The following is a 12328-nucleotide window of genomic DNA, read 5'->3' as shown; positions in this document are numbered from 1 at the left end:
GGACGCGACACAGGGGTGCCCCCGGCCCGAACGGCGGGGGGCACCCCTGCTTTGTGGTCCGAGCCCACCGCTACGGCAGCGCCAGCATCCTCTCCAGCGCCAGCTTCGCGAAGCTCTCCGTCTCCCTGTCGACCTGGATCCGGTTCACCAGGTTCCCCTCCGCCAGCGACTCCAGCGCCCACACCAGGTGGGGCAGGTCGATGCGGTTCATCGTCGAGCAGAAGCACACCGTCTTGTCGAGGAAGACGATCTCCTTGTCGGGGTGCGCGTTCGCGACCCGGCGGACCAGGTTGAGCTCTGTGCCGATCGCCCACTTCGAGCCGGCCGGGGCCGCCTCCAGTGTCTTGATGATGTACTCCGTCGAGCCGACGTAGTCCGCGGCCGACACGACCTCGTGCTTGCACTCGGGGTGGACCAGGACATTCACGCCCGGGATCCGCTCCCGCACATCGTTGACCGAGTCGAGCGAGAAGCGACCGTGCACCGAGCAGTGCCCGCGCCACAGGATCATCTTCGCGTTGCGCAGCTGCTCGACCGTCAGCCCGCCGTTCGGCTTGTGCGGGTTGTAGAGGACGCAGTCGTCGAGCGACATCCCCATCTCCCGCACCGCGGTGTTGCGCCCCAGGTGCTGGTCGGGCAGGAACAGCACCTTCTCGCCCTGCTCGAAGGCCCAGTCCAGCGCACGCTTCGCGTTCGACGATGTGCAGATCGTCCCGCCGTGCTTGCCGGTGAAGGCCTTGATGTCGGCCGAGGAGTTCATGTACGACACGGGCACGACCTGCTCCGCGATGCCGGCCTCGGTCAGTACGTCCCAGCACTCGGCGACCTGCTCCGCGGTGGCCATGTCGGCCATCGAACAGCCGGCGGCCAGGTCGGGCAGTACGACCTTCTGGTCGTCCGAGGTCAGGATGTCCGCAGACTCGGCCATGAAGTGCACACCGCAGAAGACGATGTACTCGGCCTCCGGCCGCGCCGCGGCGTCCTTGGCCAGCTTGAAGGAGTCCCCGGTCACGTCCGCGAACTGGATGACCTCGTCGCGCTGGTAGTGGTGCCCCAGGACGAAGACCTTGTCCCCGAGCTTCTCCTTGGCTGCACGAGCGCGCTCCACCAGGTCCGGGTCGGACGGGGAGGGCAGGTCGCCGGGGCACTCCACACCGCGCTCGCTCCTGGGGTCGGCCTCACGGCCGAGCAGCAGCAGGGCGAGCGGCGTCGGCTGGACGTCGAGCTCCGGGCGGGCTTGGGCGGTGGTCACGACACGCACCCTTTCTTTTCTGCAGACAGACCTTCTCGTCTATTTGACGCTATCTATCATAACCGCTTCACGTCACTTTGACGATGGCCATAGCGTCCATGTGACGCACCCCCCGTCCACAGGTCGGTGCCCCCGCCGATCCGGTGTGCGAGCATGAAAGGGAACAACATGCCCTAGGCCCCGGAATGAATCCGCGGCCACGCCGGTTGCAACCGTCGGCAAGCAGTCTCCGTACAACCCGGGAGAGAAGCAGATGTCCGTATCGGACGAGACCACCACCGTGAGCGACGGCATCCTCCTGTCCGACGCCGCCGCAGCCAAGGTCAAGGGCCTTCTGGAGCAGGAAGGCCGGGACGACCTGGCGCTGCGCGTCGCCGTTCAGCCCGGTGGCTGCTCGGGTCTGCGCTACCAGCTGTTCTTCGACGAGCGTTCGCTCGACGGCGATGTCGTGAAGGACTTCGACGGCGTCAAGGTCGTCACCGACCGGATGAGCGCTCCGTACCTGGGCGGCGCCTCCATCGACTTCGTCGACACGATCGAGAAGCAGGGCTTCACGATCGACAACCCGAACGCCACCGGGTCCTGCGCCTGCGGCGACTCCTTCAGCTAAAGCTGAGCCCAGTCGGGCGAAAGGCGGCGGCCCCGGTCTCCGGGGGCCGCCGCCTTTGTCTGTCCGGCGTCTCGTCTGTCCGGCGTCTGTCGGACGCCGCTCCAGAAAACACGTGTTACTTCACACGTGCTACTTCAGCGGGACGGCCTTGCCCGTCTCCGCGTCCACGACCTTCCGGTCGCCCAGCGGCTTCTCCAGCGTCACCTTCTCCGTCAGCTCCTTCGCGATCATGATGCAGATCCGCTTCGGGTCGGGATTCGACTCGACGACCCGGACCTTCACCTGGCTGTCGCTCTCGCTCGCCGTCGCCGCGTAGTCGCTGCACACGCCACCCCAGAACGTCACGGACAGAACCCGCCCGTTCACGCTGTACGACGTGATGCCCCGCTCGGACCCCGCGACAGGATCCTTCGGCGGCTGGGTCGGCTTGATGTTCCGCTTCGGCGGTGCGGACTTCGACAGGAACTTCGGGTCCACCGCCGTCTGGGTGACCGTGAACGGCTGGGCGCCGCCCTTCGGCTTTACCTCGAACAGCCACGACGGTACGAGCACCTGCCGTCCGTCCACGTACTGCGCTGCCAGCCCGAAGACGGCCTTGCCGACCGTCAGCCGCTCAGGACCGGCCGCCTTGCTCTTCGGCTCGCACGGCGCCGCGGGCTTCTGCTCGCCCTCCACCGGCACCGGGGTGGCGCAACCGCCGATCCCGATCGGGCCCGCGCCCTCACCGGCCTTGTTCAGCTGCTTCAGCGCCTCCTGGGCCGAGACCACCGGATACTCGTCGCTCTTCTCGGGCTTCTTCAACTGCCCGCTGCCGCCGACCACTTGACCGTCCGCGCCGACCTGGATCCCGGTCGTCCAGCCATACGTCGGCAGCCCGCCGACCACCGGAGCGGCATTCACCACCCGTACCGCGCCCATCAGTTGGCGGGCGTCCAGCTCGGCGTCGCTCTGGCCGACCGCCTTCAACACGGGAGCGGCGGCCTTCTTCGCGGCCTCCTCGCTCACCGCGGGGCCCTCGGCAGCCTTCCCCGCCTTCCCCGGCTCGCCACGCGAGGGACACGCCTTGCCCTTCAGACAGTTGTCACCGCCCGGCGAAGCCCCGAACCGGGCGAACGTCCAGGTGCCCGGCGCCTGCTTGTTGACCTGGAGCAGCGGGCCCGCGCCATCCTTTTCGGCGCCGATCTTCCAGGCCGGGCCGACCGGTCGCGGTGTGCCCGGCAGCCCGAGCGCCTTCGCCAGCCGGGTCACCTCGGCCTCGGTGACAGCACCGTTCGTGCGGTAGACAGGGGCGGAATCCGGACCGTCCGGCAGCTTGCCCTCGGCCCGGTAGACGATCCCGCCATTCGGGTCGGGCTCGCCGGGCGCGATGCCGGGGCCGCCGCTGCCCGCAGAGGTGTCCAGCGAGAGCAGTGGCGGTGCCATATCGCGTGGCGCGCCGCTCTTGGCGTCCGCGCTGTCGCCGCCGCCACCACCGAAGCCGGCCGTCGCGAAGTACGTACCGCCTCCCGCGACCAGCACCGCCGCCGCCACCGAGGCGACGGCGAGCGGGGAACGCCGGCGGTGCGGGCTGTCCGCGCTGTCCGCGCTGTTGGGGGGTCGCTCCGTACTGCTCACCGCATCGCTCCTTGTCTCATGCCCCCTTCTGCCGGGGGCACGGATGGGACGGAGCGGGGGAGCGCACGGTTCCCCTCTGTGCGCCTCTTGCGCGTCAGCCGCCGTATTGCGTCAGTTGCCGTACCGCGTCAGTCGCCGTATTCGGACATTGCGTCGATCAGGCGGGCGGAAGCGGCCGGAACTACGACACCATGGATACGGGACGGCGGCACGGGCGCGGGCACAGCGGCCGCGGGCACCACCCAGTGCGGAGCCATCCGTGCGCAGTCACCGCGCAGCTGGGCCAGGCTGATCTCGGACTCTCGCTGCTCGCGCGGGGCGATGTGCTTCGTCATATTCGCACCGTACGAGTCGGTAGCCCAGGAGAAAAGCCCTACTATCGGGTAGTTTCCGCACTTCAGGACAGGTGCTTCGACCCGGTAGCGTTAACTGTCAACGCCACCCCGCCACAGGAGCGTCCTCGCCGTGCGAATCGCAGTCACCGGCTCCATCGCCACCGACCACCTCATGACCTTCCCCGGCCGCTTCGCCGACCAGCTGGTCGGCGACCAGCTGCACACGGTCTCCCTCTCCTTCCTCGTCGACAACCTCGACGTGCGCAGGGGCGGTGTCGGCGCCAACATCTGCTTCGGTATGGGCCAGCTCGGCACCAGGCCCGTCCTGGTCGGCGCGGCCGGAGCCGACTTCGACGAGTACCGCGCCTGGCTCGACCGGCACGGCGTCGACACCGGCTCGGTCCGTATCTCCGAGGTCCTGCACACCGCCCGCTTCGTCTGCACGACGGACGCCGACCACAACCAGATCGGCTCCTTCTACACAGGCGCGATGAGCGAGGCCCGTCAGATCGAGCTCAAGAAGGTCGCCGACCGGGTCGGCGGCCTCGACCTCGTACTGATCGGCGCGGACGACCCCGAGGCGATGCTCCGCCACACCGAGGAGTGCAAGACCCGCTCCATCCCGTTCGCCGCGGACTTCTCCCAGCAGATCGCGCGGATGAGCGGCGACGACATCCGCACTCTCCTCGACGGCGCCACCTACCTCTTCTCCAACGAGTACGAGAAGGGGCTCATCGAGTCCAAGACCGGCTGGACCGACGAGGAGATCCTGGGCAAGGTCGGCCACCGCATCACCACGCTCGGCTCGCGCGGCGTCCGTATCGAGCAGGCTGGTCAGGACGCGATCGAGGTCGGCTGCGCGGAGGAGGAGGCCAAGGTCGACCCGACCGGCGTCGGCGACGCGTTCCGCGCGGGCTTTCTCTCGGGCCTGTCCTGGGGTGTGAGCCTGGAGCGCGCGGCCCAGATCGGCTGCATGCTGGCGACCCTGGTCATCGAGACCCTGGGCACCCAGGAGTACACCCTGCGCCGCGCCCACTTCATGGACCGCTTCACCAAGGCGTACGGCCACGAGGCCGCAGCCGAGGTCCGGACGCACATCGCCTGATCAGCAGTCCTGATCAGCAGTCCTGATCAGCAGTCCTGATCAGCAGTCCCGATCAGCAGTTACGAGCGCCGGCGGACCACATAGGCCACGCCCCGGTCCGCCGGCCGCTCACCCACGTACTCCTGGTCCCGCATCTCGCACCACGCCGGGATGTCCAGGCGCGCCGCCTCGTCGTCCGCGAGGACCGTCACCGTGCCACCGACCGGTACGTCCCCGATCACCTTCGCCAGCTCGATCACCGGGATCGGGCACAGCTTGCCGAGCGCGTCCACGACCAGCGACGCCTCCTTACCGGTCCCGGTGGCCGCGACGGGCGCGCCGAGCCGCTCGCGCACTCCGGCCACCACCCCCGGCAGCACCTCGAGAAAGCGGTCCACCTCCACCTCGGTCGTACCGAGAGGGAGCGAGACACGGACATTTCCCTCCGACAGCACACCCATCGCCCGCAGCACATGGCTCGGCGTCAACGTGCTGCTCGTGCAGGAGGACCCCGACGAGACCGAGAAACCCGCCCGGTCCAGCTCGTGCAGCAGAGTCTCTCCGTCGACATAGAGACAGGAGAAGGTGACGAGATGGGGGAGCCGGCGCACCGGATCACCGACCACCTCCACATCCGGGACCAGCTCCGGGACACGGGCCCGGATCCGGTCCACCAGGGCCCGCAGCCGTACCGCCTCGTCCGCCGCCTCCGCCCGCACCGCCCGCAGTGAGGCCGCGGCCGCCACGATCGCCGGGATGTTCTGGAAGCCGGCCGTCCGCCCCGACTCCCGCTCGTCGGCGGGCCCTTGAGGGGCAAACCGGACACCCTTGCGCACGGCGAGCAGTCCGACTCCCGCGGGGCCACCCCATTTGTGGGCACTCGCCGCGAGCAGTGACCAGTCACCCTCCACCGGCCCCCAGCCGAGCGACTGCGCCGCGTCCACCAGCAGCGGCACCCCGATCGCCCGGCACGCCTCGGCGACCAGGTCCACCGGCTGCTCGGTACCCACCTCATGGTTGGCCGACTGCAGACAGGCCAGCGCGGTGTCCTCACGCAGCGTGGCGGCGTACACGGCAGGAGAGACCGCTCCGGCCCGGTCCACCGGGACCTCGGTCACCGCGGTGCCGTCCGCCGCCTCGTGCGCGGCCGCCGAATGGAGCACCGAGGAGTGCTCGACCGCGGAAACGACCAGGTGGCGCCCGACACGCCGACGGCCCGCGAGAGCGCCGGAAATACCCAGGTGAACCGCGTGCGTCCCCGAAGGGGTGAAGACCAGCTCGTCCGGACGGCAGCCCGCCGCCTCCGCCGCCGCCTCCCGCGCGGCGTCCAACAGCAGCCGGGCGCGCCGCCCCTCACGGTAGAGCCGGGCCGGATCGGCCCAGCCCTCGTCCAGGGAGGCCTGCAGGGCCTGCCGGGCAACCGGGTGCAGGGGAGCGGAGGATGCGGCGTCGAAGTAGGGCACCCTGCCACGCTAACCCCCGTGCGCGGAGGGGCCGTCAGATGCCTGCCGGAGGCCGGGATTCCGGGGGGATTCCACCCCTTCGGGGAGTCGGGCGGCGCGTTGGGCACCCTCCCCGCGCGACCCCAAATAGCGTCCAGTAGGGTTTGGTCCGCATAAACATCCAAACCCCTGCCCGCGTCAGGGCCGGCGACCGACCAGCGAGACGGCCGCGGCATGCCGCGCGGGCCGAGACTCTCGGGAAGGCGCTACGTGAGTCCCAACGGCTCCGACCGCTCGTCGCGGCGCCCGATGCGGCGGAAGCTGCTCCAGGTGCTGACCGCGGGTGTTGTCCTGGCGACCGCCTCCGGTTGCACATACGAGGACTTCCCCCGCCTGGGTATGCCCACCCCGGTAACGGAAGAGGCCCCTCGGATCCTCTCCCTCTGGCAGGGCTCGTGGGCGGCAGCGCTCATCACGGGCGCGCTGGTGTGGGGTCTGATCATTTGGAGTGTCATCTTCCACCGGCGCAGCCGCACCAAGGTGGAGGTACCCCCGCAGACCCGGTACAACATGCCCATCGAGGCGCTGTACACGGTTGTTCCGCTCATCATCGTTTCGGTGCTCTTCTACTTCACCGCGCGTGACGAGTCGAAGCTCCTGGCCCTCTCCAAGCCCGCCCACACGGTCAATGTGGTCGGCTACCAGTGGAGCTGGGGCTTCAACTACATCGAGAACGTCGAAGGCTCCTCGGGTGACGCCAAGACCAACAAGAGCCTGGGCGCCATCCCCGACAGGTTCCGCGAGGAGTTCCCGGCGGCCGCAGGCGGCGTCTACGACGCCGGCATCCCCGGCACCCGGAACCCGCAGACCGGAAACCCGGGCCCGACGCTCTGGCTGCCCAAGGGAGAGAAGGTCCGGTTCATCCTGACCTCTCGTGACGTCATCCACTCCTTCTGGGTGGTCCCCTTCCTGATGAAGCAGGACGTCATCCCGGGCCACACCAACTCCTTCGAGGTGACCCCGAACCATGAGGGCACCTTCATGGGCAAGTGCGCCGAGCTCTGCGGCGTCGACCACTCCCGGATGCTCTTCAACGTCAAGGTCGTCTCCCCGGAGCGCTACCAGCAGCATCTGAAGGAGCTGGCGGAGAAGGGGCAGACCGGCTACATCCCGTCGGGCATTGAGCTGACGGACCCGGCCCGGAACTCGGAGACGAACAAACTGTGAGCATCCTCAACGAACCTCAGGGTGCCGCCGCAGCAGCTGACGACTCGTACGAGAACGAGCTGCCGGTACGGCGCAAGCAGCCGGGTACTGTGATCGTGAGTTGGCTGACCACCACCGATCACAAGACCATCGGCACGATGTACCTGGTCACGTCGTTCGCGTTCTTCTGCATCGGCGGCCTGATGGCGCTCTTCATGCGCGCCGAGCTGGCCCGTCCCGGCACGCAGATCATGTCGAACGAGCAGTTCAACCAGGCGTTCACGATGCACGGCACGATCATGCTGCTGATGTTCGCGACGCCGCTCTTCGCCGGATTCGCGAACTGGATCATGCCGCTGCAGATCGGCGCGCCCGATGTGGCGTTCCCGCGGCTGAACATGTTCGCGTACTGGCTGTACCTCTTCGGCTCGCTGATCGCGGTGGCCGGCTTCCTCACCCCGCAGGGTGCGGCCGACTTCGGCTGGTTCGCCTACTCCCCGCTGTCGGACGCGGTCCGTTCGCCGGGCGTCGGCGCCGACATGTGGATCATGGGTCTGGCCTTCTCCGGCTTCGGCACGATCCTCGGTTCGGTCAACTTCATCACCACGATCATCTGCATGCGAGCCCCCGGCATGACGATGTTCCGGATGCCGATCTTCGTCTGGAACGTGCTGCTGACCGGTGTGCTGGTCCTGCTCGCCTTCCCGGTGCTGGCCGCCGCGCTCTTCGCGCTGGAGGCGGACCGCAAATTCGGTGCGCATATCTTCGACGCCTCCAATGGCGGGGCCTTGCTCTGGCAACACCTCTTCTGGTTCTTCGGCCATCCAGAGGTGTACATCATCGCCTTGCCCTTCTTCGGCATCGTCTCCGAGATCATTCCGGTCTTCAGCCGAAAGCCGATGTTCGGCTACATCGGTCTGGTGGCCGCGACGATCGCCATCGCGGGCCTGTCCGTGACGGTGTGGGCGCACCACATGTACGTCACAGGCGGCGTCCTGCTGCCGTTCTTCTCCTTCATGACCTTCCTGATCGCGGTACCGACCGGTGTGAAGTTCTTCAACTGGATCGGCACCATGTGGAAGGGCTCACTGTCCTTCGAGACACCGATGCTCTGGACGATCGGCTTCCTGGTCACCTTCACCTTCGGTGGACTGACCGGCGTCATCCTGGCCTCGCCGCCGATGGACTTCCACGTCTCCGACTCGTACTTCGTCGTCGCGCACTTCCACTACGTCGTCTTCGGCACCGTGGTCTTCGCGATGTTCGCCGGATTCCACTTCTGGTGGCCGAAGTTCACGGGCAAGATGCTGGACGAGCGGCTCGGCAAGATCACCTTCTGGACGCTGTTCATCGGCTTCCACGGCACGTTCCTGGTGCAGCACTGGCTGGGTGCCGAGGGCATGCCGCGTCGCTACGCGGACTACCTCGCTGCCGACGGCTTCACCACGCTGAACACCATCTCCACGATCAGCTCGTTCCTGCTCGGTCTGTCGGTCCTGCCGTTCATGTACAACGTCTGGAAGACGGCCAAGTACGGCAAGAAGATCGAGGTCGACGACCCGTGGGGCTACGGCCGTTCGCTCGAATGGGCGACCTCCTGCCCGCCGCCGCGGCACAACTTCCTCACCCTGCCGCGGATCCGTTCCGAATCCCCGGCGTTCGACCTGCACCATCCGGAGATCGCCGCTCTCGACCAGCTCGAGCACGGCGGTCACGGAGCCAGCGTCCTTACCGGCGGCAAGACCGGTGACAAGGAGGACGGCAAGTGAAGATCCAAGGCAAGATGTTCCTCTGGCTGAGCGTCTTCATCCTCGCCGTCGCCGTCCTGTACGGCGTGTGGTCGAAGGAGCCGGCCGGTACCACCGCGCTCTTCCTGGCCTTCGGCCTGAGCGTCATGATCGGCTACTACCTGGCCTTCACGGCCCGGCGAGTGGACGCCATGGCCCAGGACGACAAGGAGGCCGACGTAGCGGACGAGGCTGGCGAGGTGGGGTTCTTCGCCCCGCACAGCTGGCAGCCGCTCGCGCTCGGCATCGGTGGCGCGCTCGCCTTCATGGGCGTCGTCTTCGGCTGGTGGCTGCTGTACTTCTCCGCCCCGGTCATCCTGGTCGGCCTGTTCGGCTGGGTGTTCGAGTTCTACCGCGGTGAGAACCAGAACCAGTAACACCGCGTCAGCAGTACACGGGCCGGGCCCGGATCCCACTCACTCCTGAGAGGGATCCGGGCCCCTCGTTTGCAGTCACCCGGCGCGCCGTTATTGACCGATCTTCATAACGTGTGCTTATGAACCACACCCCGCACATACGCACCGTCGTCAGCTGCACCCTGCTGGTCGTGTCCCTCGGGGCGGGCGCGGCCGCGTGCTTCGGTTCCGACGGAAACCCGCTCGCCGCGAACCCGTACGACGCGGCGGAACAGATCTCCTTCAACGCGCCGTCCGACAGCGCCAAAGCGGACCCGGACAAGCCTCTCGAGATCACCGTCGACGGCAGTGACGGCCGGATCACCGATGTCATGGTGACCGACGAACGGGGCCACCACCTCGCCGGCGAACTCTCCGCGGACGGCGGCCGCTGGCGCTCCACAGCGCCCCTGTCGGCCGGCGCCAAGTACACCGTGAAGGTCTCCATGGAGGACGAGGACGGCTTCCCGGGCACCCGGACGATCACCTTTGAGACCGCGCCCTCCAAGAAGCTCCTGACCGTCCAATTCGGCCCGAAGGCGGGCACGTACGGGGTGGGCCAGCCCATCACCGCGGAGCTCACCGCCCCGGTCAGGGACAAGGCGGCCAGGGCGGTCGTCGAAAGCGCCCTGAAGGTCGAGTCCACGCCCGCAGTGGAGGGCACCTGGCACTGGGTGGACGACAAGAAGCTGCACTTCCGCCCGAAGGAGTACTGGCCCGCAGGCGCGACCGTCAGCGCGGTCAGCAACCTCCAGGGCGTCAAGGTCGCCGACAAGCTCTACGGCGGCGCCTCGCAGCCGCTGAAACTCACCATCGGGGACCGAATAGAAGCCATAACCGACGCCGGCGCGCACCAGATGACGGTCAGGCGCAACGGAGAAGTGATCAACACCATTCCGGTGACCACCGGCAAGCCCGGCTTCTCCACCCGGAACGGAATCAAGGTCGTGCTCGGCAAGGAGTACTTCGTACGGATGCGCGGCACCAGCATCGGTATCTCCGCGGGCAGCGCGGAATCGTACGACCTGTCCGTCTACTACGCGACCCGCGTCACCTGGAGCGGTGAGTACGTCCACGCCGCGCCGTGGTCCGTCGGCTCACAGGGGTACGCGAACGTCAGCCACGGCTGCACCGGGATGTCCACGAGCAATGCCGCCTGGTTCTACAAGACCGTGCGCGAGGGCGACATAGTCAAGGTCATCAACAGCGCCGGCGCCGAAATGGACCCCTTCGGCAACGGCTTCGGCGACTGGAACCTGTCCTGGGACACATGGCGCAAGGGCAGCGCCCTGGTGGCCGGGACCAGGGACGGCAGCAGCCCCGACGACGCGGCGCGACTGCGTCCCCAGGTCTGACCCGGCCGGGCGGCCTCAGGCCTGAACGGCGAGCCTGCGGCGCAGCAGGGCGGCCAGGGAGTCCGCGAACTCCACCGGCTCGACCGGAAGGGTCACCGCGGCCTCCGCACGGCTCCAGGTGGCCAGCCAGGCGTCCTGCGGGCGGCCCATCAGCAGCAGTACGGGCGGGCAGTTGAAGATCTCGTCCTTGATCTGCCGGCAGACGCCCATACCGCCCGCGGGAACCGACTCGCCGTCCAGTACGCAGACATCGACACCGCCCTCGTCCAGCGCTTTCAGGACGGCAGGCAGGGTCGCGCACTCCAGGAACTCCACCGGCGGCAGATCGGCGGCCGGCCTGCGTCCCGCTGCCAACCGCACCTGCTCGCGGGTGCCCGAGTCATCGCTGTAGACCAGCACCGTGGCAGTCGCCTGCATTGTTCCTCCGCCTCGTTGGATCAGGAACCGATGCGGCGGATGCTACTCCGTCCGACTGCCTGTCAACAGCGGTTCGGACATGGCTTCGATGGGCCGTTCGGGCAGGACACACCCCACTGACACACCGAACGGCACCCCCCGGGGTGAGGGCGGGATAAGCGACCGACATAATGTCGGTCGTGGCGACAGCAACGACAGTAGAAACCGGGCACGCGCACCCGTCGGTCAATCGGCCGAACCTCACCAGCGTCGGAACCATCATCTGGCTGAGTTCCGAGCTGATGTTCTTCGCGGCCCTCTTCGCGATGTACTTCACCCTGCGATCGGTGACGGGCGCCGAGCACTGGAAGGAAATGGCTTCGGCCCTGAACTTCCCGTTCTCCGCGACGAACACCACGATCCTGGTGCTCTCCTCCCTCACCTGCCAGCTCGGCGTCTTCGCCGCGGAGCGGGGCGATGTGAAGAAGCTCCGCACCTGGTTCTCGATCACGTTCGTGATGGGTGCGATCTTCATCGGCGGTCAGGTCTTCGAGTACACCGAACTGGTCAAGAAGGACGGCCTCTCGCTGTCCTCCGACCCGTACGGCTCGGTGTTCTACCTGACCACCGGCTTCCACGGCCTGCACGTGACGGGCGGCCTCATCGCGTTCCTGCTGGTACTCGGCAGGACGTACGCGGCGAGGAGATTCACGCACGAGCAGGCAACCGCCGCCATCGTCGTGTCCTACTACTGGCACTTCGTCGATGTCGTCTGGATCGGCCTCTTTGCCACGATCTACATGATCAAGTAACGGCGCAGGCACTCGTTGCCTGAAGCAGACACAGTCCAGA

12 protein-coding genes are annotated in these 12328 nt (G+C 67.7%); 7 read left to right on the top strand and 5 right to left on the bottom strand.

Features of this window, described 5'->3' with window-relative positions; all coding sequences use genetic code 11:
- Nucleotides 1–70 precede the first annotated feature (70 nt).
- Nucleotides 71–1261 (bottom strand): quinolinate synthase NadA, encoded by a 1191-nt coding sequence (nadA, locus tag ACFYXH_RS18420; RefSeq protein ID WP_327323098.1) that lies wholly within the window; start codon nt 1259–1261, stop codon nt 71–73.
- Between the two features lie 244 nt (nt 1262–1505).
- On the opposite strand from nadA, the gene ACFYXH_RS18415 reads away from it, so the two are divergent.
- Nucleotides 1506–1862, top strand: a complete 357-nt coding sequence (locus ACFYXH_RS18415) for an iron-sulfur cluster assembly accessory protein (protein ID WP_030933606.1) — start codon at nt 1506–1508, stop codon at nt 1860–1862.
- 129 nt (nt 1863–1991) lie between these two features.
- Here the strand turns inward: ACFYXH_RS18415 and ACFYXH_RS18410 are convergent, their stop codons facing one another.
- Together ACFYXH_RS18410 and ACFYXH_RS18405 are read right to left on the bottom strand one after the other, a co-directional pair.
- On the bottom strand, nt 1992–3476 hold the full coding sequence (locus ACFYXH_RS18410; RefSeq protein WP_389563730.1) for a hypothetical protein: 1485 nt from the start codon (nt 3474–3476) through the stop codon (nt 1992–1994).
- Between the two features lie 128 nt (nt 3477–3604).
- Nucleotides 3605–3811: a hypothetical protein gene (locus ACFYXH_RS18405; RefSeq protein WP_385311186.1), complete on the bottom strand. Its 207-nt coding sequence runs from the start codon at nt 3809–3811 to the stop codon at nt 3605–3607.
- 130 nt (nt 3812–3941) lie between these two features.
- On the opposite strand from ACFYXH_RS18405, the gene ACFYXH_RS18400 reads away from it, so the two are divergent.
- Nucleotides 3942–4916, top strand: a complete 975-nt coding sequence (locus tag ACFYXH_RS18400) for a carbohydrate kinase family protein (RefSeq protein WP_389563727.1) — start codon at nt 3942–3944, stop codon at nt 4914–4916.
- Nucleotides 4917–4975: 59 nt separating this feature from the next.
- Here ACFYXH_RS18400 and ACFYXH_RS18395 read toward each other — a convergent pair whose 3' ends face one another.
- The gene (locus ACFYXH_RS18395; protein WP_389563724.1) at nt 4976–6358 is read right to left on the bottom strand and encodes a cysteine desulfurase/sulfurtransferase TusA family protein; all 1383 of its coding nucleotides are present in this window, start codon (nt 6356–6358) and stop codon (nt 4976–4978) included.
- 249 nt (nt 6359–6607) lie between these two features.
- On the opposite strand from ACFYXH_RS18395, the gene coxB reads away from it, so the two are divergent.
- The 4 genes from coxB to ACFYXH_RS18375 all read left to right on the top strand — a co-directional run bounded on the left by coxB (nt 6608) and on the right by ACFYXH_RS18375 (nt 11080).
- A complete protein-coding gene (coxB, locus tag ACFYXH_RS18390; protein WP_389563721.1) occupies nt 6608–7564 on the top strand; it encodes a cytochrome c oxidase subunit II in 957 nt (318 codons plus the stop codon).
- Nucleotides 7561–9312, top strand: coding sequence for a cytochrome c oxidase subunit I (gene ctaD / locus ACFYXH_RS18385; protein WP_389563718.1), 1752 nt, complete (start codon nt 7561–7563; stop codon nt 9310–9312). The genes coxB and ctaD overlap by 4 nt, the downstream gene beginning before the upstream one ends.
- Nucleotides 9309–9707, top strand: a complete 399-nt coding sequence (locus ACFYXH_RS18380; protein ID WP_362675529.1) for a cytochrome c oxidase subunit 4 — start codon at nt 9309–9311, stop codon at nt 9705–9707. Before ctaD ends, ACFYXH_RS18380 begins: the two co-directional genes overlap by 4 nt.
- Nucleotides 9708–9826: 119 nt before the next feature.
- Complete coding sequence (locus ACFYXH_RS18375) at nt 9827–11080, top strand: Ig-like domain-containing protein (protein ID WP_389563715.1); 1254 nt, start codon at nt 9827–9829, stop codon at nt 11078–11080.
- 15 nt (nt 11081–11095) lie between these two features.
- On the opposite strand, the gene ACFYXH_RS18370 is transcribed toward ACFYXH_RS18375, so the two are convergent.
- Nucleotides 11096–11497 (bottom strand): hypothetical protein, encoded by a 402-nt coding sequence (locus ACFYXH_RS18370; RefSeq protein WP_327323088.1) that lies wholly within the window; start codon nt 11495–11497, stop codon nt 11096–11098.
- Nucleotides 11498–11667: 170 nt separating this feature from the next.
- Here ACFYXH_RS18370 and ACFYXH_RS18365 point away from each other — a divergent pair, with 170 nt between their 5' ends.
- On the top strand, nt 11668–12288 hold the full coding sequence (locus tag ACFYXH_RS18365; protein ID WP_327323087.1) for a heme-copper oxidase subunit III: 621 nt from the start codon (nt 11668–11670) through the stop codon (nt 12286–12288).
- The last annotated feature ends 40 nt before the right edge of the window (nt 12289–12328 follow it).

Source organism: Streptomyces sp. NPDC002730 (genome assembly GCF_042888805.1).
Classification (GTDB): Bacteria; Actinomycetota; Actinomycetes; order Streptomycetales; family Streptomycetaceae; genus Streptomyces.
Note: the sequence above shows the minus strand (reverse complement) of the source record. Positions and strands in the feature narration are given on the sequence as shown.

What these genes read in the sequence shown, in the direction of transcription:
- ACFYXH_RS18415 (WP_030933606.1), top strand. Translation starts at nt 1,506, where the DNA reads ATGTCCGTATCGGACGAGACCACCACCGTGAGCGACGGCATCCTCCTG.
- ACFYXH_RS18405 (WP_385311186.1), bottom strand. Translation starts at nt 3,811, where the DNA reads ATGACGAAGCACATCGCCCCGCGCGAGCAGCGAGAGTCCGAGATCAGC.
- ACFYXH_RS18375 (WP_389563715.1), top strand. Translation starts at nt 9,827, where the DNA reads ATGAACCACACCCCGCACATACGCACCGTCGTCAGCTGCACCCTGCTG.
- ACFYXH_RS18370 (WP_327323088.1), bottom strand. Translation starts at nt 11,497, where the DNA reads ATGCAGGCGACTGCCACGGTGCTGGTCTACAGCGATGACTCGGGCACC.
- ACFYXH_RS18365 (WP_327323087.1), top strand. Translation starts at nt 11,668, where the DNA reads ATGTCGGTCGTGGCGACAGCAACGACAGTAGAAACCGGGCACGCGCAC.